Raw genomic sequence first — 24,458 nt, forward strand, 5'->3', positions numbered from 1 at the left:
CTGTGGCGAGGGGGCTTGCCTGTGGGGGAGGGGGCTTGCCTGTGGCGAGGGGGCTTGCCCCCGTTGGAGTGCGAAGCGCTCCCCGACATTCTTTCAGGTACACACACCGCATTGGCAGATTTTACGACTGCTGCGCAGCCGAACGGGGGCAAGCCCCCTCACCACAGGATTATCCCGAGTCCGGGTCATGGCTTTGACGCCAGTTTTCTGCCCCGAAAATTGAATGGTCATTTATCAGACTCGCCACTAAAGTGGCATCCGGCCTGTAGAGTAGGACACTCAATCAGCCCCCTTTCCCACGGTGAATCCACGATTGACCCATAACGCCATCCAGCGGCTTTTGCTCAAACGCTTTGCCCTCGCAGCTGGCACCTACGCCCTGGCTTTGCTACTGCTGTGGCTGGCGTTTTTCACCGGCCATTACGATGAATCCATCGCCGGCATGGCGATCGGCAGCGCGTTGGTGGTGCTCAGCCAGGCGGCGTTGTTCGCGGTGTTCTCCAGCGGTCGCAACCTGCGCTGTTCCGACCCGAGCCTGACCGAAGTGCAAATACTGCTGGGGCTGGGTTGGCAAACCTGGCTGATCGCTCATCTGGACGAGGCTCGCGGCGCGTTTCTGGTGTTTTACCCGCTGATTCTGTTGTTCGGGCTGTTTCATCTTTCGCGCACGGCTTTCGCGCGATGCGCGTTGCTGGTGTTTTTCAGTTTCAGCGCCATCACGTTGTGGGAGGGCTACCACTTTCAGCTGCCCGACCCGACGCTGGCCCTGTTGCAGGTGTGCGTGCTGTTTGTGGTGCTCGTGTGGCTGGTGCTTTACGCCCGTTACGTCCAGATGTCGCGCCAGCGTATGCGTCAGCGGCGGTTCGCCCTGCAGGCGCATCAAGACACCCTGCGCGGAATGATGCGCCAGCTCGAAGGCCTGGTGGCGACCGACGAACTCACCGGGCTGTTCAACCGCCGACATTTCCTGCGCCTGGCCTCCCGCGAGTTGAACGCCATGGAAGCTGATGTGGTGCATGGCCTGGCGTTGATCGACCTCGACCACTTCAAGCGCATCAACGATGTTCACGGCCATGCCGCTGGCGATCAGGTGTTGCAAGCGTTCGCCGGGGTGGCCACTGCCTGCCTGCGCGATGGCGATGTTTTGGCCCGCTATGGCGGCGAAGAGTTCGTGGTGCTGTTGCCTGATTGCGATGCCGAGCGCCTGACGGCATGTTGCGAGCGGTTGCGCATTGCCTTCATGGATGTCGAGTTGATCGGCCTGGATGTGCGCCACCTCAGCCTGTCGGCGGGCATGACCTTGTTGGCGCTTGGCGACGATCTGGATGACGCCTTGCACCGCGCCGATCAAGCGCTGTATCGCGCCAAGCGTGACGGCCGTAACCGTTGCGCGGCGGCCTGGGAGAATGTCGATGCCTGAGCTGCGGGTCGGCGAACGCCAGTGGACGGTGGCGGCGGGGAGCAACCTGCTCGATGCCTTGAATCAGAATGGCGTATCGGTGCCCTATAGCTGCCGCGCCGGCAGTTGCCATGCGTGCCTGGTCAAGTGTGTCGAAGGCTTGCCCAGCGACAATCGTCCCGATGCCTTGAGCCATGAGCAGCGTCAGCAGGGTTGGCGGCTGGCCTGTCAGTGCCAGCTGATCGACGATTTGCAAGTCGAAACTTTTGACCCGCTGCGTGATGGTCTTGCTGCGCAGGTGGCCGCCAGCGATTGGCTGAGCGCCAGCGTTTTGCGTTTACGCCTGACCTGCGAGCGACCGTTGCGCTATCAGGCGGGGCAACATCTGGTGTTGTGGGCGGGTCAGGTGGCGCGGCCGTATTCCCTGGCCAGTCTGCCGCAGGAAGACCGATTTCTGGAGTTTCACCTCGATTGCCGCCAACCGGGGGCATTCAGTGATGCGGCGCGTCGCTTGAAAATCGGCGATCCGATCCGCCTCGGCGAGTTGCGCGGCGGGGCGTTGCATTACGACCCGGACTGGCACACCCGACCGCTGTGGTTATTGGCGTCCGGGACCGGTCTGGGGCCGTTGTTCGGTATTTTGCGCGAAGCATTGCGTCAGGATCACCAGGGCCCCATCCGCGTCATTCACCTGGCCCATGATGCGGGTGAGCATTATCTGGCCAAACCCCTGCAAGCCATGGCCGCCAGCCGTCCGAACCTGAGCGTCGAGCTGTGGACGGCGGCCGAGTTGCCCGCGGCTTTGGCACAACTGCGCCTTGTTTCGCGGCAAACCCTGGCCTTAGTCTGCGGGGCCCCCGACAGCGTCGACGCCTTTGCCCGGCGCCTGTACCTGGCCGGTTTGCCGCGCAATCAACTGCTGGCGGATGTCTTTCTACCCCGTGGTTGAGCGCTGATTTCTGTGGCGAGGGGGCTTGCTGTGGCGAGGGGGCTTGCCCCCGTTGGGCTGCGAAGCGGCCCCTAAAAACAGACGCCACCTCGGTGTATCAGACAAACCGAGCGTGCCGGTTTTACGACTGCTTCGCAGCCGAACGGGGGCAAGCCCCCTCGCCACAGTTGATCCCCTCTCAGATCAGGACTCACCATGCCCGATACCATCCGATTTGAACGCGAGCGCGGCCTGCTGACCCTGCGCATCAATCGCCCCGAGAAGAAAAATGCCCTGACTCGCGCCATGTACAGCCACCTGGCCGAGGCCTTGAAGCAAGCCGATACCGACCCTGAAATCAATGCGGTGCTGATCACCGGTGGCGCTGAGTGTTTCACCGCCGGCAACGACATCCTTGATTTCCTTCAGCAACCCCCGGGCAACCTCGACAGCCCGGTGTTCCACTTCATGCTCAATTTGCTGGAGTGCCGTAAACCGGTGATCGCCGCCGTGGCCGGCGCGGCAGTGGGGATCGGCACGACGATGCTGCTGCATTGCGATCTGGTTTACGTCAGCACCGACGCCCGGCTGCGTATGCCGTTCGTCAACCTCGGGTTATGCCCGGAGTTCGGTTCTAGCCTGATCCTGCCGCGCTTGCTCGGCCATGCCAAAGCCGCGCAGTTGTTGTTGCTCGGCGAGGGTTTCAGTGGTGAACAGGCGGCGGCGTGGGGGATAGCGACTGAAGCCTTGGACAGTGGCGAGGCGGTGTTGGCCAAGGCGCGGGAGATGGCGTTGCGATTTGAATCGCTGCCACCAGAGGCGGTGCGCATCAGCAAGCAATTGATGAAAGCGCCGGATCGGGAACAGTTGCGCAAGGTGATCGAAGAAGAGGGTGCGTTGTTCACCCAGCGGCTGCGTTCGCCGGAAGCGATGGCGGCGTTGTCGGGGTTTATCAACAGGCATTGAATGTGTGGAGATCGGGCTGACGCCATCGCGAGCAGGCTCGCTCCCACAGGGTTTTGTGGTGGTCACATGATTTGTGAACAACTCTGGCCAATGTGGGAGCGAGCCTGCTCGCGATGAGGCCCGCCCAGGCAACACAACTTTCGGCTCAAAAACCAAAAAGCCCCGCCATTCACATGGCGGGGCTTTTGTATTTCAGCGAGCGATCACTCAGACCTGCGGGTCGCCCACGTGCAGGATCTTCATGCCGTTGGTGCCGCCGGTGGTGTGGTAGCTATCGCCCTTGGTCAGGATGACCCAGTCGCCTTTTTCCACTACGCCACGCTTGACCAGCTCGTCGATCGCCTTCTGGCTGACTTCATGCGGCTCCAGCGAAGCCGGATCGAACGGGATGGTGTACACGCCACGGAACATTGCCGCACGCGCCTGGGTCTCGCGGTGTGGCGAGTAGGCATAGATCGGCACCGAGGAGCGGATGCGCGACATGATCAGCGGGGTGTAGCCGCTTTCGGTCAGGGCGATGATCGCCTTGACGCCCGGGAAGTGGTTGGCGGTGTACATGGTCGCCAGCGCAATACTCTCGTCGCAACGGGTGAATTCCTTGCCGATGCGGTGGCTGGAGGTCTTGCCGGTCGGGTGCTTTTCAGCGCCGATGCAGATGCGCGCCATGGCCTGTACGGCTTCCAGCGGGTACAAACCGGCAGCACTTTCGGCCGAGAGCATCACGGCGTCGGTGTAGTCGAGCACGGCGTTGGCTACGTCGGAGACTTCGGCGCGGGTCGGCATCGGGTTCTGGATCATCGACTCCATCATCTGGGTCGCGACGATCACCGCTTTGTTGTGGCGGCGTGCGTGCAGAATGATTTTCTTCTGAATGCCCACCAACTCGGCGTCGCCGATTTCCACACCCAGGTCACCACGGGCAACCATCACCGCATCGGAGGCTTTGATCAGGCCATCGAGGGTTTCGTCGTCGGCCACGGCTTCAGCGCGTTCGATCTTCGCCACCAGCCAGGCAGTACCGCCGGCTTCGTCGCGCAGTTGACGGGCGTATTCCATGTCGGCGGCGTCACGCGGGAAGGACACCGCGAGGTAGTCGACTTGCATTTCCGCTGCGAGCTTGATGTCGGCCTTGTCTTTCTCGGTCAGGGCCGGTGCAGTCAGGCCGCCGCCGCGACGGTTGATGCCTTTGTGGTCCGACAGCGGGCCGCCGATGGTCACGGTGCAGTGCAGCTCGGTGGCGGTGGCGGTATCGACGCGCATGACCACGCGGCCGTCGTCGAGCAGCAGCTCGTCGCCCACGCCGCAGTCTTTCACCAGGTCCGGGTAGTCGATGCCGACCACTTGCTGGTTGCCTTCGGTCAACGGATGGCTGGTAGAGAAGGTGAATTGATCACCGATCTTCAGCTCGATCTTCTTGTTGGCGAATTTGGCGATACGAATTTTCGGGCCTTGCAGGTCACCCAGCAGGGCGACGAAGCGGCCGTGCTTGGCAGCGAGGTCACGCACCAGCTTCGCGCGAGCCTTGTGCTCGTCGGGGGTGCCGTGGGAGAAGTTCAGACGGGCGACGTCCAGGCCAGCCAGAATCAGCTGTTCGAGAACTTCCGGCGAGTTACTGGCCGGGCCAAGGGTAGCGACGATTTTGGTACGACGGACGGACATGCAAAGACTCCTGAGTTCAAGCGCAAGCAGAGGCTACTATGGTCTTTGGGTGTAGTCATTGTTCGTTTGCACTACTTTTTCATGAAGAACCTGGTGATTGCTTTCTTTATTGAACACGACAACTTTGCAGCAAGCCATCCTGAAGATTTCCGCTGATGGGTCGATACAGAGCTCAAGACAGGAGATCCCCCATGCGATTCGTGCTCATTGCCGCCCTTGCCATCAGTGCCCTCAGCGTCACGGGCTGCACCCGTTGGTCGATGAACCATCATTTGAATAATGCCTACAGCGCCTATGAGCGCGGCAACTGCGAGCAAGTGATGCTCGAGCTGTCCAAGGTCGAGCGCGCCAGCCGTGCGCGGCCTTATGTGTGGCCGGAAGTGTCGATGATGCGCGGCCAGTGCCTGGAACGGCAGAAAATGTTTGTCGACGCGGTCCAGACTTACCAGTTCATCATCGCCTCGTACCCGCAAAGCGAATACGCCTACCGCGCCCGTGCCCGCCTGGAAACCTTGCAGAGCCTGGGGCATTACCCGACCCGTAGCGCGGCGGTCGTGAGCCCGACCCGGTTCTGATTGAAGGGTATTCAAAGGCTGGCTGACCGGCGGCGGTGAGCTATAGTCGAATAAATCGGTTTAGAACCTTGTTTCTAATCGAGGTAACACCTGTGATCGGCAGCAGTAAGTGACAGCGGATGGACGGACTGTCGCACCAGGATCGGGGAGAGCGCGGCTTATGCCTATAAAGCAATAGAGCAGGCCCGTTCCGAAGCATTAGTGCGGCCCTGCTTAAGGGCCTTGCGTAGCGAAATCAGCATGTTCACTGACCGCCGGATCGAGCGGCATCAACTGCCGTATTTTCTCAAAGTGTTCAACAGCGTCACCGACAAGCCCATTGGCTTTCTGGGCAATTTGTCCGAGGACGGGCTGATGTTGATCAGCCAGTTGCCGATGATGGTGGGCGCCGACTTTAATCTGCGCCTGAAAATCCCCATGGATGGCCATTGTCAGCAGGTCATCGACCTCAACGCCTGCTGTCTGTGGTGTCACGAGGACGCAACCCCCCACCACTACGACGCCGGCTTCAGCCTGCAACGGGCACCGCCGGAATATGGGCAATTGGTCGGGGCGTTGAAACAGTACTTCAGTTTTCAGCCGTTGCCTGCCTCGGCCTGAAGGCTGCGGCGGCGTCATAATCGCCATCGCGAGCAAGCCCGCTCCCACAGTTTCGGCGGTGTTCACCTATTGTGTGGTCACCGAAGATCCCTGTGGGAGCGGGCTTGCTCGCGATGGCGTCAGTACAGACACCCGACATCTAAAGGTCAGGCCGGGCTGATCGCCCGCTCGATATCCAGCGACCGCTCCGCCAGCATCAACCCCATCTCACTCATCTGATAAATCGCCATCGCCAGATGCCGCTGCTTGTCGTCCAGGCTTTCTGCCAGATCGAGCAACAGAATGCTGACCGAGGAAAAGGTTTCGTAGGTCTGGATGATGAGGGCTTCGGGGTTTGCATCGGGTACGACGGTGAACATTTTCATGGATCGTTCCTCGGTGGTGCGTTCTTCGGCAAAGCACGGTTTAGTGTTTTCCCGTTTGAGATAGTGATCGAGGGCCCTGTCGGCAGCTTCGTGGAGTTTTTTCGAGTCGAGGGTGCTGTAGGGCGAACTGGAGGTGGTTTTGAGTGGGTTGGGTCGGGGCGTTATCACGGTTAACTCCTTGTTGGGGCTGCCACCGATTCGGAAATAACGAAAGGGCGGCGATAGGAGAACCTTATGTCGGGACGGACATCACCCACAATCAGACTGGTCGCTGATATTTGTAGGCAGATGCGCTTCATTCTGTAGTCATTAGCGCAGTTATTCGCGAAGCCTGATGGGAGAGGACAACAAGCAGATTACCGGCCATTAACGTCAGTTTTTACATGGCATAGCTTATTGCCCCTCGTTACTACACGATCAGGAACATCGGGTAATGCCTAGGAGAATCTACAAATGTTGAAGGTTAGCTAGTCATTAAGATCAGGCTTTTTGGGGATCTGTGAATTATTAAAATCGGTGGAGATAGAAATAAGTGCCAAAGAGATAAAATCTTGGTTTACATCTAGCGTTTGTAAGGCGCATCGGATGTTATCCGCTGTTTCGGCAGCCCCTTGCTGCGCCACCCAATTCGATAGCTCCTCTACAGCGGCACACAATGCCAGTTGGTTCTCATTGATCTGCGTTAGCACTGAAGCGAATAGTTTTGCATCGTCCATGATTGATTCCTTGTGATAGAGCTATCAGATTGGTGGGTGGGACTGCTTCTCGTAATTACTCTGGGGTGGGAGCTAGTCATACGTGCTCGCACATCATATTCATATCGTGACATGACTATTTTGTATGGGATTGGCCATTACATCGTTCCAGCTTTTTTCCATCCCATATACCGCGTCACCATCTCGGCCCCCAGTTCTGAGGGCCGAGCATCCAGCACCGGAACACCATGAGCACTCAACTGCTCATGGAGCTCTGCCCGTACATTCATATAATCCACTATCCCGCAATAGGCCAGCGCCTCGGGCAATGTTTGTACCGGCGCGTGCCGCAGACTGTCGAGCACCTCTTCGCGCAGGCTGCCCACCAACACCCGATGCTGACGGCTCAGCCGTTTGACGGCGGTAAGCAATTCTTCGTCGTCTTCATCCCTCAGGTTGGTCACCAGCACCACCAGTGCCCGGCGTTTTTGTCTGGCCAACAACTGGTTGGCGGCGACCAGATAGTCGGCGGGGCATTGTGTGCTGTCGAGATCGTAAACGCTGTTGAGTAACACGTTGAGTTGACCAGTGCCTTTGACCGGGGCTAGGTAGCGCGGCTGATGGCTGGCGAAGGTGCTCAGGCCCACTGCATCGCCCTGGCGTAGCGCGACGTAGCTGAGCAACAGGCAGGCATTGAGCGCGTGATCGAAATGCGAAAGTTCGCCGTCCTGGCTGCGCATGCGCCGCCCACAATCAAGCATGAAAATGATCTGCTGATCACGCTCGTCCTCATACTCACGGGCAATCGGTGTGCGCTGGCGTGCCGTAGCTTTCCAGTCGATCTGACGCAGGCTGTCGCCCTCGCGGAATTCGCGCAGTTGATGAAATTCCAGACCCAGACCGCGTCTCTGGCGTTGGCGCACGCCGAGCTGGCTGAGCCAGTTATCCACCGCCAGCAGTTGGCCGCCGTAGAGGCGGGCGAAGTCGGGGTAGACGCGGGTGTTGTCGACTACGTTCAGTAAACGTTTGCCTGACCATAGGCCCATTGGGCTCGGCAGGCTGATTTCGCAGTGGTCTAAGGTGAAGTGGCCGCGCTTGAGTGGGCGCAGGCGATAGCCGATCTGGCTCTGTTGGCCGGGTTGCAGTTCGACGGACAATGGAAGGTGTTCGAAGTCCAGGCCGTGCGGCACATGGTCGAAGATGTGTACGTTCAGCGGTTGAGCAAAATCGTGCTCGACCTCCAGTCGCACTTCGCCCCATCGACCGAGCGCCAGGCTGCCGGGCATTTGCCGTTGCACGCGAGGCGAGGGCTGGCGTTTTAGGCGGATGGCGTCGAGTGTCGCCAGGGCCAGCAGCGCTAACAGCAATCCCCAGTTGATCGACAACAGGCTCGATGGAACCTCGATGTCCAATGCCCGCAATGCGCCCAGCACGATGCCGATGGCCAGCAGGACTGCGAGCCAGATCAGTAGCAGGCGCGTGGGTTTCATGGCGTCGCGACTCCTTGATAAGGGCTACATTCAACCATTTGGCACAGTACCTCTGTGGCGAGCGGGCTTGCCCGCGTTCGGCTGCGAAGCAGTCGTAAAACGGATAGACGCGTTCTCACTGACAGTACGCGTTGACTGCTTTTGGGGCTGCTTCGCAACCCAACGGGGGCAAGCCCCCTCGCCACGGATCGGTCACAGCCGCGGCGCCGGCACTTGATCGAGCAGTTGCTTGAGCACCTGATCCACTTCCAGCCCTTCGATGTCCAGCTCCGGGGCAATTCGCACACGGTGACGCAGAACGGCCAGCGCGCAGCCTTTGATGTCATCGGGAATCACAAATTCGCCGCCGCGCAACAAGGCCCGGGCGCGGGCGCAACGTACCAGGGCGATTGATGCGCGTGGCCCGGCGCCGAGGGTCAACCCCGGCCAGGTACGAGTGGTGCGGGCCAGGCGCACGGCGTAATCGAGTACCTGATCGTCCAAGGGCAGATCACTGGCAATGCGCTGCAAGGCCAGCACGTCCTTGGCTTGCAACACGGTGCGCAACGGTTGCACATCAAGCATGTCGGCACGGGTCGAACGGCTGACCTGGCGCACCATGTCCAGTTCCTGCTCGGCATCGGGGTAGTCCATGCGCACCTTGAGCATGAAGCGGTCGAGCTCGGCTTCCGGCAACGGGTAAGTGCCTTCCTGTTCGATGGGGTTTTGCGTGGCGAGTACCATGAACGGTTGCGCGATGGGCAGGGCGCGGCCTTCGAGGGTGACTTGGCGTTCCTGCATGGCTTCGAGCAACGCCGCCTGGGTTTTCGCCGGGGCGCGGTTGATCTCGTCGGCCAGCAGCAGGTTGGTGAACAACGGCCCTTTGCGCAGTTTGAATTGCTCGGTTTGCAAGTCGTACACCGCGTGCCCGGTGACATCGCTGGGCATCAGGTCCGGGGTGAACTGGATGCGTGCGTATTCACCGCCGAAGCAGCGAGCGAGGGCACGCACCAACAACGTCTTGCCCAACCCCGGCACGCCTTCGAGCAGCACATGGCCGCCGGCGATCAGGGCGGTGAGCACATCGTCGATCACGATGTTCTGGCCGATCACGGCTTTCTGCAGTTCCGTCCTTACCGCTTGGGCCAACTGGCTGGCGCGCTGGCGCTGCTGGGCGGCGTGGGTCTGTGTGCCGGGCTCAATCTCACTCATAAGGCGTTCCTCAAGGTTTGCAGGTGGGCGACCTGACGGCTGAATTCAGCGCTGGGCAGGCGCTGCTTCGGTCGCGGGCTCATGGCCTGGCTGATGGCGCGTGTGGGTTGGCCAGTCAGGCGTGCGAGCACCAGCCATTGTTCGGCAACGCCGAGTTGTTCAAAACCGGGATGACGGTGACGGACACGACGCAGGATGTCTTGTTGCAAGGCTTGCAACAGGCTGTGCTGACCGTTGTGACGGAGCATGAAATCGGCACTGGCACGCAGGTGTTCCTGAAGCTGGCGGCGGGCTCTCGTGGCCGGCTCCAGCAACGGGCCGTTACGTACGCCAACATGCCAGCACCCGAAAATGATCAAGGCGATCAGGGCCACCAGGGCTTGTGGAAAGTAGCGCCACAGCAAGGTCAGCAAGCTGTCGTGATCGGTATTGAACAGCAGGGTCACGTCGGTGTCGGCCGTCAGGTACCACAGCAGCCAGGCGTTGTCGTACTGGTCGATGGCCGGGGTTTTCCAGAGGTCGGCGTCGGTGACCACGGTGATCGAACCCAGCCCGTGACTGAGCTGCATCATGTGCGTGGCCTTGCCGCTGTTGGCCCAGGCCTGGGCGAGGTTTTTCGGGTCGTCGAGGTGGAACGCGGTATCGAAGCCGGCGTAGGCCGGCGCCTCCTCGTTTTCCAGGTAGAGCTTGGTCAGTTTGGGGTAGGGGTCATCGAGGAGATCGGGTGGCGGGTCCTTGAGGTCTTTGCTCAGGAACTGGTGCACCTGCACCCGGTCGAGCAGCAGGTCATTGCTCTGGCCGGTCTTCTCATCCCACAGGGCTTCGGCGACGAATAAAAGACGTCCACCGGCCCGAGTCCAGTTCAACACCTGATCCACCTGTCGCGGCGACATGTTCGAGCGGTCGCCGAGCAACAACAGACTGTGTTGATGGGGTTCAAGGGTCGGCAGGATATCGAGGCTGTTGGCGTGGCTGACGGTCAGGCCCTGTTTGCGCAGAAAGTGCTCGGCCGCCAGATAGGGGTTGGCCTGGGCTTCGGGCGATGGACCGTGATCAATTTCTGCTGGATAGGGTATGGCCTTGAAGTACAGGTAAACACTCAGTGCGCCCACCAGCAGAGCGATGAACGCACCGACCGAAAGCCACAAACGCCGGTTCAACGGACCGCTCCCGGGCCGAACAACGTGCGCCAGCCGTCACAGAGTTCCTGTTGCAAATGCGCGGGGGGCAATCGATGCCCATACGCCATGTTTTGCCAGTGCCCGGTGAGGTTTTTACTGAAGGCCAGCAAGGCCGGTTGTCGCAGTTGTTCGACGCGCTGAAGAACTTCGCCTTCGGTGTCGGCGGGTTTGAGCGCCATGTTGAAGTCGTGCAGCAAGTGGCTGAGCAGGGCGCGATAGAGCAACCCGAGGGCTTCACGGGGATGGGTCTGCCAGAGGCTTTCGGCGCTGGCGGCGATGTCGGCGGGCAGGGTTTCGCGGCTGAGGTCCAGGCCGAACGCCTGCTGCGGTAACCGCGCGACTTTGCGATTTAATGTGGGGCGGCGGCTGACAAAGGCCCGCAGCCAGTCGCGGTAACGCCAGATCAACAGCCCAATGACGCCGATCACTGTGCTCCACAGCAACACTTCGATCAGGTTGGCCAATACGCCGAAACGTTGGCTGTCCAGCAAGCTGAACAACGCCTTCAGCCAAGCGGGCGTTTGACCATCGCCCGCAGTATCGGGGGCGGGTTTGTCTTCGCCAAAACGATAGCGCGTGACCGTTTCCTTATTCTTGAAGGGTGGTTGATCGAGGATGGCCTTGATGCTGTCCCGGGATGCCTTGCTGGTCAGTGGCTGGTCGAGCAGGCGCGCAGAGTCCGGTGAGATAACCGGTTCGGCGGCCCAGACGCTTTGCACCGTCGGCACCAACAGGATCGCGGCCAGCAGCAGCGTGACGACCGAGCTGGTCATGCGCTGGCGCAATCGGCGAAAGACCAGTTCGATATCCCAGGCTTCCAGCCGCGTGCGCCGGTTCAGATAAAGGCTGAAACCGCAGGCCACATAAATCGGTTCCCAGACAATCAGCACCAGAACGTAAAAGGTATTGGTCAGGTGTTCCAGCCAGCGCCAGTCCTGGGTGGCGGCGGTAATCAAGGTCTGCCAGCCCCAGTCGAGTTCGACCTGTTGCGGCAAGAGCATGTAGAACAGCACCATCAAGCCGATCCACAGCGCGGTTTCCAGATGTACGCCGATGATCGTCAGCCACTGGGCGGCACCCGCGTTGCGTTGCAGCAGTACGCGCAAACGTTGTTGGCGTGCTTCGTCCGCCAGACCTTCGAGTTGCACCACCGGCATCAGAAAACTGCGGCTCAGGCTCAGGCGGCGCCAGGTCAGGCTGGCCAGCAATTGTGGCTTGAGCAAGCGCGGCCATTGGCGCAGGGCCTGTTTCAGCGTGGGCGTTTCGCCAAACATGGCTTTGGACAGGATGTACAGCGGCAGCCGATCGAACGCCGGCTTGAGCCACCAGAACAGGAACACGGCGAGGGAGGGTGAATCCCACAGCAGCAAGGTGAGCAGGGCGAAGATCGGCAAGGTCATGATGGCCCAACTGGTCATCAACAGGCGTCGATGACGCTGACTCAGCAACACTCCCAGGTCCATGGCTTCCCAGGTCGTGCGCGGGCGGATCACCACACTGGCATCACTCAGGCGCATGGCGAGTCCGTCCGGCAAACAGCAGATAAGTCGCCACCAACAACCAGAGCACCGCGCCGACCAGGTATTTGGTCAGCGGCGCGAGCCCGGTCCGCGACGACCAGTAGGCTTCGATAAACGCCGCAATCAGCAGAAACAGCATGACCCCACAAATCAGCAACACGCTCTTGCGCGCCGCCAGTCGCAAGGCCTCGGCGCGGGGCAAACGTCCCGGCGCGATCAACGCCCAGCCCAGTTGCAGGCCGGCGGCGCCGGCCAGGGCAATGGCACTCAGTTCGAAGGCGCCATGGCCGATCACGAACGACCAGAAGGTTTGCCCATAGCCGATGTGCGTCAGGTGCCCGGCCACCGCACCAATCATCAAACCGTTGAAGAACAGGAAAAACGCGCTGCCCAGGCCAAACAGCAAACCGCTGGCGAAGGTCTGAAAAGCGATGCCGATGTTGTGCATGATGTAGTAACCGAACATTACCCAGTCTTCACTGGCCGCCCGTTCGGCCGAACGTCCCAGGTGGCCGGCGACCGGGTCGTACATACTTTGCATCTCACTGACCTGCTCGGCCGGGATCAGGTTGTAGACCAGGTCGGGGAACAGATACACCAGCAACGCGAAGCCGATCAGGCTGGCAAAAAACATCAGGCTGGCGGCAAGCACGAAACGCCACTGTTCACGCACCAGCCGCGGGAAATCGGCGAGGATGAAACTCAGTACGTTGGCACCCAGTCGACTGCGATGCCGATAAAGCTGTTGATGCCCGCGCAGGACCTGTTGCTGCAATGAATCGATCAGGAAACTGCTGTAGCCGCGCTCCTGAGCCAAGGCCAGGTGTTGGCAGAGCCGTCGATAGTCGCTGGGGAAACTGGCGACTCCTGAGGCGCTCCGGCCTCGTTCCAGCCGTTCAAGCATGAGTGCAAACTGCTCCCATTCGGCGCTGTGGCGACTTTCGAAAAGGCTTTGCTTCATGTGGGGCCCAACAGTCCACGGGCGATGCCATTGAGTTCGGCCCTCGCCTGTGGCGTCGATACCTGCAACGGTTGCGCGAGTATCGAGGCGAGCTCGTTGGCCCGCGCCTCGGAGAGTTCACCCTGGCGCTCGGCAAACCCGAGGATGGCGCGTTGCTCGGTCAGCGTCAGCGCGAAGGCCGCGCGCCGCGGTGGGACGTCGGGCAGTTGCGGTCGGGTGAGCGGTTGTTCGCGGTAGATCACCAGCGTACCGGCGGCCAGGTCGCCGAGGCGTTTGAAGGAGGGGTGTTGCAGGCAACTGATCGCCCCGAGAAAGTAGCCGAACGGCAACATGTCGACAAACCGCAGCAGGTTGCGCAGCAAGGACGCGGACCAGCCGATCGGCGTGCCATCGTCATGAACGACGCGCAACCCCATCCACTGCTTGCCCGGTGAGCGGCCCTGATTGAGCACTTCGAACAGCACCATGTACCACCAGCTCACCACGAACAGCAGAATAGAACCCAGCCCGGCGCCCAGTTTCCCCAGGAACGCCAACACAATAAACAGCAGGCCCACAATCACCCCGCGCAGGCCCAGGTCGATGGCGAACGCCAGCGCACGTACCATCAACCCGGCCGGGCGCAGCGGCAAGTCGATGCCTTCGGGCGTTTCGACGTGATACCGCGTGTCCAGTGGCGGGGCCAGCGTCGCGTTCCTTTGCAGTGCTGTGGTCTCGAGCATGGGCAACCTTGATGTGGCCTGGTCCGGATTCGATCTCCGTTCGATGCTAGCAGCCTCTTGGGGGAAAACGACATAACTATGTATTGCACAGTGAGTGGCCAGAGATGATTGAATGACAAGATTCTGGTCGGGGCGGTATGTGTGCGCCTAGACTTCGCCGGTCTTCAGTTCAGGAACAACCCGTGACCTCGATCTTCTGGTACGACTATGAAACCACTGGCATCAACCCCCGTTGCGACCGCCCGCTGCAAGTGGCGGGGATTCGCACCGACTTCGATCTCAATGAAATAGACGAACCGGTCAACCTTTATTGCCAGCCCAGTGACGACATCCTGCCTCATCCGGCGGCGTGCGCGATTACCGGTATTACGCCCGGGCGTCTGGCCGAGCTAGGTTTGAGCGAAGCCGATTTCATGACACGGGTTCATGCCCAGCTCGCGGCGCCCGGCACCTGTGGGGCCGGCTACAACACGCTGCGTTTTGACGACGAGATGACCCGCTACAGCCTGTATCGAAACTTTTTCGATCCTTATGCACGAGAGTGGCAGGGCGGCAACAGCCGTTGGGATTTGATCGATGTGGTGCGCGCAGCTTATGCCTTGCGTCCCGATGGCCTCGTCTGGCCCAAGGACGACGAAGGGCGGGTGACACTCAAACTCGAACGTCTGACGGCCGCCAATGGCATCGATCACGGGCATGCACACGAGGCGCTGTCGGATGTTCGCGCCACCATCGCCCTGGCGCGTCTGATTCGGGAAAAACAGCCGAAGTTGTATGACTGGCTGTTTCAATTGCGCAGCAAACAAAAGGTGATGGATCAAATTCGGCTGTTGCAACCGATGGTGCATATTTCCGGGCGCTTTTCGGCGGCCCGCCACTATGTGGGTGTGGTGCTGCCGTTGGCCTGGCATCCCCGTAATCGCAACGCGCTGATTGTCTGTGACCTGCACCTGGACCCTCAGGGGTTGCTCGACCTGGATGCCGAAACCTTGCGTCAGCGGCTTTATACCCGGCGCGATGACTTGGCCGAAGGTGAACTGCCGGTGCCGCTCAAGCTCATACACATCAACAAGTGCCCGGTAGTGGCGCCGTTATCGGTACTTCGTCCTTTGGATCAGCAACGTTTGGGGCTGGACATGGCGCTTTATCAGGAGCGGGCGCTGCGGCTAAGTGACGCACAACAAGTTTGGCGAGATAAAGTGTCAGACATTTACGCCCGCGACGATTTTTCTCCGAGCCAAGACCCCGAGCAACAGTTATACGACGGTTTTATCGGTGATCGGGACCGGCGTCTATGTGAGCAAGTCAGAGCCGCCGACCCTGCGCAATTAGCACAAGAACAGTGGCCTTTCGATGATGAGCGTTTGCCTGAATTATTGTTTCGTTATCGTGCACGCAACTTTCCCGATACGTTGAGCCTGGAAGAGCAAGAACGCTGGCGAATATTCTGTCAGAAACGTTTGTGTGCACCTGAGTGGGGCGCGCCAAATACGCTGGATAGTTTTCTGGAGGTGGCTGCTCAATTGATGACTAGTGCTACATCGTTTCAGCGAGAGGTTCTGGATGAATGGCAGAATCATGTCCAGGCATTACGCAAACGTTTGAGTCTTTGAAAACGAGAATAAGCTGCGCTTGAATTCCAGGCATAAAAAAACGCCAGCATTTGCTGGCGTTCTTTTGGTCGCGGATCAGTCTGCGACACGCTTGCGGCTTAGCCCAGCAGGGTAGCCCAGCTTTCAACCACGTCACCGCCCCACTTGGCTTTCCACTCTTTCAGAGTCTTGTGGTTGCCACCTTTGGTTTCGATGACTTCGCCGTTGTGCGGGTTTTTGTATTGTTTAACTTTGCGAGCACGCTTGGTGCCGGTAGTTTTTACTGCGCCGCCACGTGGAGCCTTGGTTTTGGACTCTGGATCCAACAGCGCGATGATGTCACGCAGGGATTTGGAGTATTCGCCCATCAGGGTGCGCAGTTTGCCTTCGAATTCCAGCTCGGTTTGCAGTTTGTCGTCTTGGGACAGATTCTTCAAACGGGCTTGCAGCTCTTTGATAGCTTCTTCGGTGGCGCGATATTCGTTGATCAAGGACATGGGGACTACCTTATGTTGGGCGCTGGATGACAGGGTGACAGTGCGACAATAATAGTCAGGGTGTTTCATCAAGTAAACATTTAACCGGAGTTTTATTTAAATTAGTTGCGGAACAGGACACACATTGGAGGGACAGTTAAATAGCGTCACAAATATTCACAGTTGACCTCTTGAAGATTGCCCAAAGAACACCATCGCGTGGGGCAGCCAGGTGCTTGCAGAACCTGTACCGGCCCTGCGGGCAAAGCCATACGTCATCAATACTGCAGTTTTGCTGCACAATCGCTAGAATAGCGGCCTTTGCGAAGTTCTGGAGTTTCCCCCTCATGCGCACTTTTCGGCTGGTGATTGCTTGCCCGGACCGCGTCGGCATCGTTGCTAAAGTCAGTAACTTTCTGGCGTCACATAACGGCTGGATCACTGAAGCGAGCCATCACTCGGATAATCTCAGTGGCTGGTTCTTCATGCGTCACGAAATTCGTGCCGATTCGCTGCCTTTCGGTATCGAAGCCTTTCGCGAAGCGTTTGCACCGATTGCCGAAGAGTTTTCGATGGACTGGCGCATCACCGACACCGAGCAGAAGAAACGTGTGGTGTTGATGGCCAGCCGCGAATCCCACTGCCTGGCCGACTTGCTGCACCGCTGGCACAGCGATGAACTGGACTGTGAAATCGCCTGCGTGATTTCCAACCATGATGATTTGCGCAGCATGGTCGAGTGGCACGGTATTCCTTACTACCATGTCCCGGTCAATCCACAGAACAAGGAGCCGGCCTTCGCCGAAGTCTCGCGTCTGGTTAAACAGCACGAGGCCGAAGTGGTGGTACTTGCCCGTTACATGCAGATTCTGCCGCCTGAGTTGTGCAGCGAATATGCCCATAAAGTCATCAACATTCATCACAGCTTCTTGCCGTCGTTCGTCGGTGCCAAGCCGTATCACCAGGCTTCGATGCGCGGTGTGAAGTTGATCGGCGCTACTTGCCACTATGTCACCGAAGAGCTGGACGCCGGTCCGATCATCGAGCAAGACGTGGTGCGCGTGAGTCACAGCGACAGCATTGAAGACATGGTGCGCTTCGGCCGTGATGTCGAGAAAATGGTGCTGGCCCGTGGTCTGCGTTATCACCTGGAAGACCGGGTGCTGGTGCATGGCAACAAAACCGTCGTGTTCTGATAGCTGTACGGTTGAAATTCGAAGGGCCTGGGCGTTCAATCGCTTTCAGGCCCTTCGCCGTTTTTGCACTGAGAACATGACCATGGCCGATCCACTGGACAAAGCCACTTCCAAAGCACCCGCCACATTGGGTGAGGGCTGTTTGAGTCGTTATGACCCGGATGACCTGAACCCCGAAGACGGCACGGAGTTTCCCGGTGCCGCCGAGTTGTGGGAGCAGTTGCAGGACGATTCTGAGGATGAACCCAGGGACTCCTGAAAAAGATCCTTTAAGCCTGCTTGAACTTCATCAACTTCTTGAGCAACGGCCGCCCAAGCATCAGCAAGAACACCGGGCCACCGACCACCAGATAGAAGTAATAGGTCACTGTTCGCCAGATCAGAATCGCCGCCGCCGCGGTGGATTTCCCGACCATGGGCGCCAGCAGCGCCGCCGATGTCAATTCCGCCGCCCCGGCACCGCCCGGCAACAGGCTGAACTGCCCGGCACTCAGCGACAGCATCTGGATCAGAAAACACCAGGCCCACTGCAAGTCCACACCCAGCCCGCGCAATGCCAGATACAACACGCTATAGCGCAAGAGCCAATGCAGGCAGGTCAGTGCAAACACCGTGATCAACGTCTGAAAAGGCAGCTTCAATGTGTCAGTGAACGCTGCCAGAAAGTGCAGGAGTTTTCGCGCCCAGCGCATCCGGGTGGTGCCTTTGACATTGAGACGAGCGAGCAACCGACCACTCAGACGAATCAGCGAGCGGTGGTAGCGAGCCGCTAATACGCAACTGAACAACCCGCCGAACATTGAGACGGCGCTGACCGTCAGCAGCCATTCCATGCGCTGACTGAGGTGCTGGAACAGTGCATAAATCAGAATCGCGCTCAGCGCGCAGAGAAAAAACAGCAGGTCGCTCAACTGGTCCATGGCGAACACGGCGCTGCCCCTGGCCGGCCGCACGCCGTGGCGTGCCAGCAACGCCATGATGGTCAGCGGTCCGCCACTGCCGCCGGGGGTGGCGCAGTAGGCGAACTCGGCGGACATCACCACCCCGAGACTTTTGAAGCGGCTGACCTTATGGCGTTGATCCCCCAGCAGCAGGCGCAAGCGCTGGCTGTTGAGCATCCAGCAGAGCAGGATCATGCCGAACATAATCAGCAACCATTTCAGCGGAAAGCTTTGCAACCGCGACCATGTCTCTGCGCCACCCAGCAACGACGGGATGAGCACCGCAGCGAGCAGGGCGACGACCAGCAGAATCCCGCGGCTCATGCGGCGCGACCGATGGGGTCGCGTTGCCGGGCCAGCCAGTTGGCCTTGGTCATTGGCACGCGGCCCTCGTCGAGCAAACGCTTAAGGGTTTGCAGCCAGTAGTGACGCGAGAACTCATGGCGCATGTCCACGGGGTGCAGGCCGAGACGAATCACCGGGGCCTGGCGCCAGCGTTGTTCACGCTGATCGCTGACGATTTTCGACAGGCCTCGACGCCAGGCGCTGCGCGCGCTCCAGACCAGGCACGGGGCATCGATCGCGGTGAAATCCGGCAATCGATACAGATGCTGCGAGTCGCTGGTGTAGCGCAGCGGTACCTGACGCAAGGCTTGGCGGGTGCCTTCGCTCATTAGCCAGGCCGGAGCGACGAAACCTTCCAATGGCCAGTTGTAACGCTGGAACACCTCGATTCCGCCACGCAGGCGGGTGAGGGCGGCTTCCTGTGACAGGTCGTAGAATTCGCCTTCATGGGTGTAGATTCGGCGCATGAACCAGTCTCGGGGAGTGATGGGGATCGGTCCTTCATCGCAATGAAAATAACCGTGCAGTGCCAGTTCGTCGCCGCGAGTGACCCGGCGGGTCAGCAAACGTCGAAACGCCGGATACGCATTCAGGTCGTTATGCTTGTGGAAATCCGGCACCACCAGCCAGGTGATCGGCACCTCACCCAGCGCGTCGACGGCTTCGACGAAGGCCTGGTAATCGGGCCAGGTTTGCGGCGCAACGTCGTGCAGCACCAGTAACAGGCTGGGCGCGTTCATGGGCTCAACCATTGGCGGTCAGTGGCCATTGAGTACCGAGAACGGCGTGATAGTGCCCCAGCAGGCTGTCGACCACGGTGTCCCAGGCGTAATGTTGCTCGACATGGCGGCGGGCTTGTTTGCCCAGCGCGGCGCTGCCCTGACTGAACAGTTCGCGCACCGCGTTGGACATCGCGGCTGGATTGTTCGGCGCGCAAAGCAGGCCGCATTGATCGGTGACAATTTCCTGAAAAGCCCCGGCCGCCACGGCCACCACCGGAATGCCGCTGGCCATGGCTTCGAGGACCACCAAGCCGAAGGTTTCCTGGTCACCGGCATGCACCAGCGCATCGGCACTGGCCATCAAACGCGCGACTTGCGCCGCCGGGTAGAACTCATCGAGGACGGTGACATTGCGCGGTACCAGGGTAGGCATTGACGAGCCGACCAGTAACAGGTGATAGCGACGACCCAGGCGTTTCATGCATTTGAGCAGCACCGGCAGGTTTTTTTCCTTGGAACCACGGCCGGCGAAGATCAGCAGGTGGGTGTTTTCATCGATGCCCAATTCGGCTCGCAAACCTGGATCCCGTGCACTGGGGTTGAACGTTTGCAGGTCGACGCCCAGCGGTTGTACAAAAACGTTCTTCACGCCCAACCCGATCAGTTTATCGGCCATGATTTGACTCGGCGCCAGAACCCGGTCGAAGTTGCCATAGAGTTTGCTGACATAAGCTTCGATATTGGGGGTAACCCAGTTACCCATGCGATTGCTGACCAGCAGCGGCAGGTCCGAATGATAAAAGCCGATCACCGGCACATCGAGTTGCCGCTTGGCGTCCAAAGCAGCCCAGGCAGTCAGGTAGGGGTCGCCGACTTCAATCAGATCGGGTTGTAAAACCTGCAGGACATTGCGCCACGGCGCGAGACGGAGGGGGAAGCGATAACCCTTGCCAAAGGGCAAGGCAGGGGCCGGAACCGTGTAAACGCCATCCTGTTCACTCAAATGTGCCCCAGGGATCAGCAAGCTGTGACGAATGCCTGGCTTGCTGCCCAGGCGGCGGTGTTTGGCATCCAGGTAAGTGCGCACGCCACCGCTGGCAGGGGCGTAGAACATGGTTATGTCAGCGATATGCACGATGAACATCCCTCCGGGACCGTTGTTCTCCCTTTGGTTGACCTATATGAAGGATAGATGTTCGATTGGGGTTTTGCGGGTGGGGGTGTCAGCGAGGTTTTGCGGGGATTAGCAAACCGTCTTCGCGGGCAAGCCTCGCTCCTACACGGATTGGAGTGATCCTGTAGGAGCGAGGCTTGCCCGCGAAGGGGCCCGCAAGAGCGACTTAAATCCGGAAACTACCTACCAACTGCTTCAATCGCGAAGCCTGCTGTTCAAGGTCCGAGCACGCTCGCAACGTCGAGTGCAGGTTTTCCACGCCTTCCTGGTTCAGCGTGTTGATCTCGGTGATGTCCACGTTGATCGATTCAACCACCGCCGTCTGTTCCTCGGTCGCTGTGGCCACGGACTGGTTCATGCCGTCGATTTCGCCGATGCGCAACGTCACGCTGTTCAAGCGTTCGCCGGCCAGGTTGGCGATTTCCACGCTGTCCTGGCTGTGGCGCTGGCTGTCGCTCATGGTGCTGACGGATTCGCGGGCGCCCACTTGCAGCTCCTCGATCATGGTTTGCACCTGTTGCGCCGACTCTTGCGTGCGGTGTGCCAGGTTGCGCACCTCGTCGGCTACCACGGCAAAACCACGCCCGGCTTCACCGGCACGTGCCGCTTCAATGGCAGCGTTGAGCGCCAGCAGGTTGGTTTGCTGGGAGATGCTGGTGATGACTTCGAGAATCTGCCCGATGTTCACGGTTTTGCTGTTCAGCGATTCGATGTTGGTACTCGAAGCGCTGAGCATGCTCGACAGTTGATTCATCGCGGCAATGCTGCGATCCACCACTTGCTGGCCGTCTTCGGCCAGGCTGCGCGCGTCGCTGGCCTGACTTGACGCTTGCGCGGCGTTACGGGCGATTTCCTGGGCCGCGGCACCGAGCTGGTTGATTGCCGCAGCAACGCTGCTGGTGCGCGAGGCTTGCTGGTCGGAATTGAACATCGACGAATTCGAGGCGGCCACTACCCGCAGGGCCACTTCGTTGACTTGCCCGGTGGCCGAGGACACTTCGCGGATCGAGGTATGAACCCGTTCCACAAAACGGTTGAACGCCGTGCCGAGGATGCCGAATTCGTCCTGATTCTGGATGGTCAGGCGCTTGGTCAGGTCGCCTTCACCGTCGGCGATGTCTTCCATGGCGCGGGTCATGACGTGCAGCGGCTGGATCAAGATGCGGATCAACATGCCCAGCAGGGCGATGATGATGGCCACGGCAATCACGGTCGCGATGACCGCCGAGGCACGGAATTCGCTGAGCTTCGCGAAGGCTTTGTCTTTATCCACCGACAGGCCGATGTACCAATTGACCGAGGATAAGCCTTTGATTGGGGTAAAGGTGACGATGCGGGTCTTGCCGTCGACGTCGATTTCACTGAGGTCTTTGCTGATGCGCGGGGTGTTTTTCGGGTACGCCTCGCTCAGGGACTTCATCGCCAGGGCTTTGTCCGGGTGCACCAGAATCTTGCCATCGGCGCTGATCAGAAAGGCATAACCCATGCCGTCGAAGTCCAGCGCGTTGAGGCTGTCGGCGATCACCTGCAAGCTCAGGTCGCCACCGACCACACCGATGCTTTGACCGTCCTTGAGCACACTGTTGACGATGGAAATGACCAGTTGGCCGGACGCGAGATCGATATAGGGTTCGGTCAGTGCCGAGCCGCCGGTGCTTTGGGCGCTCTTGTACCAAGGCCGGACACGAGGGTCATAGCCGTCGGGCATCTTGCTGTCAGGGCGGATGATGAAGGTGCCATCCTTGTTGCCCAGATAGGCGCCCATGAAAGTCGAGGTTACCGCCTTCTGCTCGAGTAGCTTGGAGACGTTGTCGGTGTCGGCGTTCAGGGCGACGTTTTGTGACAGGTTCTCGATCAGCAGGCTGCGTCCGGCCAGCCAGGTCTGGATATTGTTGGCCGTTACGCTGCCCATTTCTTGCAGATAGTTGTCCAGGTCGTTGCGTATCGCATTACGCTGCAGATAGTCGTTGTACAGTGTGAACGAGGCGAAGGCAGCAATAACGATGAGGGCGGCGGCAAGCAGTATTTTATGGCTGAAGCGCAGATTTTTGTTCATGGCCTGGGGTCCGCTAAGGTCTTATTGTTTTTATAAAGACGCGCAAAATGGGTAGTGTTGAAAGTAAGCTGATATTTCCGTCCTCTCCTTAGGGAATTACCTACGCTATTTTCAGTCTGGTCTCTCGTTTGTTGTATCGGCCATGAAGGATCAAAGATTAACCATGGGTGACAAAATGCCTGACTCATTGCAACTCGTTATCGGCGCTGATCTCGCGGGCCAGTCCATCGCCCAGGCCATGCGCCTGGCCAACCGTCACGGCCTGATAGCGGGCGCTACCGGGACTGGCAAAACCGTCACCTTGCAGCGTCTGGCGGAAGCCTTCAGCGATGCCGGCGTGGCGGTGTTCGCGGCAGACATCAAAGGTGACCTGTGCGGCCTGGGCGCCGCCGGCAACCCTCAAGGCAAGGTCGCGGAGCGGATCGCCGGGATGCCCTGGCTGAACCATAAGCCTCAGGCGTATCCGGTGACCCTGTGGGACATTAACGGTCAGTCCGGTCACCCACTGCGCACGACCTTGAGCGAAATGGGCCCGTTGTTGCTCGGCAGCCTGCTGGAACTGACCGACAGTCAGCAGTCGGCACTCTATGCCGCGTTCAAGGTGGCCGACCGCGAAGGGCTGTTGCTGCTGGATCTCAAGGATTTGAAAGCGCTGCTCAATCACCTGCGCGACAACCCCGAACTGCTGGGGGATGACGCGGCGTTGATGACCACCGGCTCCAGCCAGGCGCTGTTGCGCCGTCTGGCGACGCTGGAACAGCAGGGCGCCGAAGCGCTGTTCGGCGAACCGGCGTTGCAACTGGAAGATATGTTGCAACCGGCCGTGGATGGTCGCGGGCGCATTCACTTGCTCGATGCCAGCCGTCTGGTGCACGAAGCGCCGAAGGTCTATGCGACGTTCCTGCTGTGGTTGCTGGCCGAATTGTTCGAGCAACTGCCGGAGCGCGGCGATGCCGAGAAACCACTGTTGGCGCTGTTTTTCGACGAAGCGCACTTGTTGTTCGCCGGTACGCCCAAGGCATTGCAGGAACGTCTGGAACAAGTGGTGCGGCTGATTCGCTCGAAAGGCGTGGGCGTGTATTTCGTCACCCAATCGCCGGGTGACTTGCCGGATGATGTGCTGGCTCAACTGGGCCTGCGCATTCAGCACGGTTTGCGCGCGTTTACCGCCAAAGAGCAGAAATCCCTGCGTGCGGTGGCCGACGGTTTCCGGCCGAACCCGGCCTTTGACGCCTTGTCGGTGTTGACCGAGTTGGGGATCGGCGAGGCGCTGGTCGGTACCTTGCAAGACAAGGGCACGCCGGGAATGGTCCAGCGTGTATTGGTTGCACCGCCGCAATCGCGGATCGGGCCGTTGACCGAGACCGAACGCACCGTGCTGATCGCCGGTTCGCCGTTCAAGGGGCGTTACGACAAACCGGTCGATCGCGAATCGGCTTATGAAGTGCTGATGGGGCGCAAAGGCCTGGCGCCGGATCCGGAAGCCGCGCCGGGCAAACCTGCACCTGAAGAACCGAGCTTTACCGACAAGGCCGGGGAATTCCTCGGCACGGCGGCAGGCCAGGCGCTGAAATCAGCGATGCGACAAGCGGCGAATCAATTGGGCCGACAGCTGGTACGCGGGTTGATGGGCTCATTGCTCGGTGGCAGCAAACGCCGCTGAAAATCTGAACGGACACAATCACCCCCTGTAGGAGCGAGGCT

At 59.6% G+C, this 24,458-nt stretch carries 23 protein-coding genes and 1 pseudogene; 9 read left to right on the plus strand and 15 right to left on the minus strand.

Annotated features, from left to right (window positions below):
- Window positions 1–313: 313 nt before the first annotated feature.
- From PMI30_RS14480 to PMI30_RS14470, 3 genes are all read left to right on the plus strand, one after another.
- Entirely contained in the window at window positions 314–1,420 is a 1,107-nt protein-coding gene (locus PMI30_RS14480) for a GGDEF domain-containing protein (protein WP_032835480.1), read from the plus strand.
- A complete protein-coding gene (locus PMI30_RS14475; protein ID WP_008010055.1) occupies window positions 1,413–2,348 on the plus strand; it encodes an iron-sulfur-binding ferredoxin reductase in 936 nt (311 codons plus the stop codon). The genes PMI30_RS14480 and PMI30_RS14475 overlap by 8 nt, the downstream gene beginning before the upstream one ends.
- Window positions 2,349–2,543: 195 nt before the next feature.
- Window positions 2,544–3,293 carry an enoyl-CoA hydratase-related protein gene (locus tag PMI30_RS14470; protein WP_008010058.1) on the plus strand — a complete coding sequence of 250 codons (750 nt, stop codon included), beginning with the start codon at window positions 2,544–2,546 and terminating at the stop codon, window positions 3,291–3,293.
- A gap of 207 nt (window positions 3,294–3,500) precedes the next feature.
- Here the strand turns inward: PMI30_RS14470 and pyk are convergent, their stop codons facing one another.
- On the minus strand, window positions 3,501–4,952 hold the full coding sequence (pyk, locus tag PMI30_RS14465) for a pyruvate kinase (protein WP_008010060.1): 1,452 nt from the start codon (window positions 4,950–4,952) through the stop codon (window positions 3,501–3,503).
- A 191-nt stretch (window positions 4,953–5,143) separates the two neighbouring features.
- On the opposite strand from pyk, the gene PMI30_RS14460 reads away from it, so the two are divergent.
- Window positions 5,144–5,527 (plus strand): tetratricopeptide repeat protein, encoded by a 384-nt coding sequence (locus PMI30_RS14460; protein WP_007898326.1) that lies wholly within the window; start codon window positions 5,144–5,146, stop codon window positions 5,525–5,527.
- A gap of 240 nt (window positions 5,528–5,767) precedes the next feature.
- Window positions 5,768–6,127 (plus strand): PilZ domain-containing protein, encoded by a 360-nt coding sequence (locus PMI30_RS14455; RefSeq protein ID WP_008010061.1) that lies wholly within the window; start codon window positions 5,768–5,770, stop codon window positions 6,125–6,127.
- 146 nt (window positions 6,128–6,273) lie between these two features.
- Here PMI30_RS14455 and PMI30_RS14450 read toward each other — a convergent pair whose 3' ends face one another.
- The 8 genes from PMI30_RS14450 to PMI30_RS14415 all read right to left on the minus strand — a co-directional run bounded on the left by PMI30_RS14450 (window position 6,274) and on the right by PMI30_RS14415 (window position 14,252).
- Entirely contained in the window at window positions 6,274–6,660 is a 387-nt protein-coding gene (locus PMI30_RS14450) for a DUF6124 family protein (protein WP_008010064.1), read from the minus strand.
- 299 nt (window positions 6,661–6,959) lie between these two features.
- A complete protein-coding gene (locus PMI30_RS14445; RefSeq protein ID WP_008010065.1) occupies window positions 6,960–7,208 on the minus strand; it encodes a hypothetical protein in 249 nt (82 codons plus the stop codon).
- Between the two features lie 137 nt (window positions 7,209–7,345).
- Window positions 7,346–8,677: a DUF58 domain-containing protein gene (locus PMI30_RS14440; RefSeq protein ID WP_008010067.1), complete on the minus strand. Its 1,332-nt coding sequence runs from the start codon at window positions 8,675–8,677 to the stop codon at window positions 7,346–7,348.
- A 192-nt stretch (window positions 8,678–8,869) separates the two neighbouring features.
- Window positions 8,870–9,868 carry an AAA family ATPase gene (locus PMI30_RS14435; RefSeq protein ID WP_008010068.1) on the minus strand — a complete coding sequence of 333 codons (999 nt, stop codon included), beginning with the start codon at window positions 9,866–9,868 and terminating at the stop codon, window positions 8,870–8,872.
- Window positions 9,865–11,028, minus strand: coding sequence for a DUF4350 domain-containing protein (locus tag PMI30_RS14430; protein ID WP_008010072.1), 1,164 nt, complete (start codon window positions 11,026–11,028; stop codon window positions 9,865–9,867). The genes PMI30_RS14435 and PMI30_RS14430 overlap by 4 nt, the downstream gene beginning before the upstream one ends.
- The gene (locus PMI30_RS14425; protein ID WP_008010073.1) at window positions 11,025–12,566 is read right to left on the minus strand and encodes a DUF4129 domain-containing protein; all 1,542 of its coding nucleotides are present in this window, start codon (window positions 12,564–12,566) and stop codon (window positions 11,025–11,027) included. Before PMI30_RS14425 ends, PMI30_RS14430 begins: the two co-directional genes overlap by 4 nt.
- Complete coding sequence (locus PMI30_RS14420) at window positions 12,553–13,530, minus strand: stage II sporulation protein M (protein ID WP_008010075.1); 978 nt, start codon at window positions 13,528–13,530, stop codon at window positions 12,553–12,555. Before PMI30_RS14420 ends, PMI30_RS14425 begins: the two co-directional genes overlap by 14 nt.
- On the minus strand, window positions 13,527–14,252 hold the full coding sequence (locus PMI30_RS14415; protein ID WP_008010076.1) for an RDD family protein: 726 nt from the start codon (window positions 14,250–14,252) through the stop codon (window positions 13,527–13,529). Before PMI30_RS14415 ends, PMI30_RS14420 begins: the two co-directional genes overlap by 4 nt.
- Before the next feature lie 182 nt (window positions 14,253–14,434).
- On the opposite strand from PMI30_RS14415, the gene sbcB reads away from it, so the two are divergent.
- Window positions 14,435–15,865: an exodeoxyribonuclease I gene (sbcB, locus tag PMI30_RS14410; RefSeq protein ID WP_008010078.1), complete on the plus strand. Its 1,431-nt coding sequence runs from the start codon at window positions 14,435–14,437 to the stop codon at window positions 15,863–15,865.
- A gap of 98 nt (window positions 15,866–15,963) precedes the next feature.
- Here the strand turns inward: sbcB and mvaT are convergent, their stop codons facing one another.
- Entirely contained in the window at window positions 15,964–16,341 is a 378-nt protein-coding gene (mvaT, locus tag PMI30_RS14405) for a histone-like nucleoid-structuring protein MvaT (RefSeq protein ID WP_007903853.1), read from the minus strand.
- 326 nt (window positions 16,342–16,667) lie between these two features.
- Here mvaT and purU point away from each other — a divergent pair, with 326 nt between their 5' ends.
- Window positions 16,668–17,516: a formyltetrahydrofolate deformylase gene (gene purU, locus PMI30_RS14400; protein WP_007903852.1), complete on the plus strand. Its 849-nt coding sequence runs from the start codon at window positions 16,668–16,670 to the stop codon at window positions 17,514–17,516.
- An 82-nt stretch (window positions 17,517–17,598) separates the two neighbouring features.
- Window positions 17,599–17,775 (plus strand): hypothetical protein, encoded by a 177-nt coding sequence (locus PMI30_RS31515; protein ID WP_008010079.1) that lies wholly within the window; start codon window positions 17,599–17,601, stop codon window positions 17,773–17,775.
- A 10-nt stretch (window positions 17,776–17,785) separates the two neighbouring features.
- Here the strand turns inward: PMI30_RS31515 and PMI30_RS14395 are convergent, their stop codons facing one another.
- The 5 genes and pseudogenes from PMI30_RS14395 to PMI30_RS32145 form a co-directional block, all read right to left on the minus strand.
- Complete coding sequence (locus tag PMI30_RS14395; RefSeq protein ID WP_008010081.1) at window positions 17,786–18,781, minus strand: lysylphosphatidylglycerol synthase transmembrane domain-containing protein; 996 nt, start codon at window positions 18,779–18,781, stop codon at window positions 17,786–17,788.
- Window positions 18,778–19,554, minus strand: a complete 777-nt coding sequence (locus PMI30_RS14390) for a DUF2334 domain-containing protein (RefSeq protein ID WP_008010082.1) — start codon at window positions 19,552–19,554, stop codon at window positions 18,778–18,780. The genes PMI30_RS14395 and PMI30_RS14390 overlap by 4 nt, the downstream gene beginning before the upstream one ends.
- Complete coding sequence (locus tag PMI30_RS14385) at window positions 19,547–20,668, minus strand: glycosyltransferase family 4 protein (RefSeq protein WP_032835486.1); 1,122 nt, start codon at window positions 20,666–20,668, stop codon at window positions 19,547–19,549. Before PMI30_RS14385 ends, PMI30_RS14390 begins: the two co-directional genes overlap by 8 nt.
- A gap of 196 nt (window positions 20,669–20,864) precedes the next feature.
- Window positions 20,865–21,629: a methyl-accepting chemotaxis protein gene (locus PMI30_RS32140; RefSeq protein WP_443216304.1), complete on the minus strand. Its 765-nt coding sequence runs from the start codon at window positions 21,627–21,629 to the stop codon at window positions 20,865–20,867.
- Window positions 21,630–21,722: 93 nt separating this feature from the next.
- Window positions 21,723–22,754: pseudogene (locus PMI30_RS32145) on the minus strand (HAMP domain-containing protein); the annotation flags it as partial.
- A 175-nt stretch (window positions 22,755–22,929) separates the two neighbouring features.
- On the opposite strand from PMI30_RS32145, the gene PMI30_RS14375 reads away from it, so the two are divergent.
- Window positions 22,930–24,417 carry a helicase HerA-like domain-containing protein gene (locus tag PMI30_RS14375; protein WP_032835491.1) on the plus strand — a complete coding sequence of 496 codons (1,488 nt, stop codon included), beginning with the start codon at window positions 22,930–22,932 and terminating at the stop codon, window positions 24,415–24,417.
- Window positions 24,418–24,458: the final 41 nt, after the last annotated feature.

Source organism: Pseudomonas sp. GM50 (assembly GCF_000282375.1).
Classification (GTDB): Bacteria; Pseudomonadota; Gammaproteobacteria; order Pseudomonadales; family Pseudomonadaceae; genus Aquipseudomonas.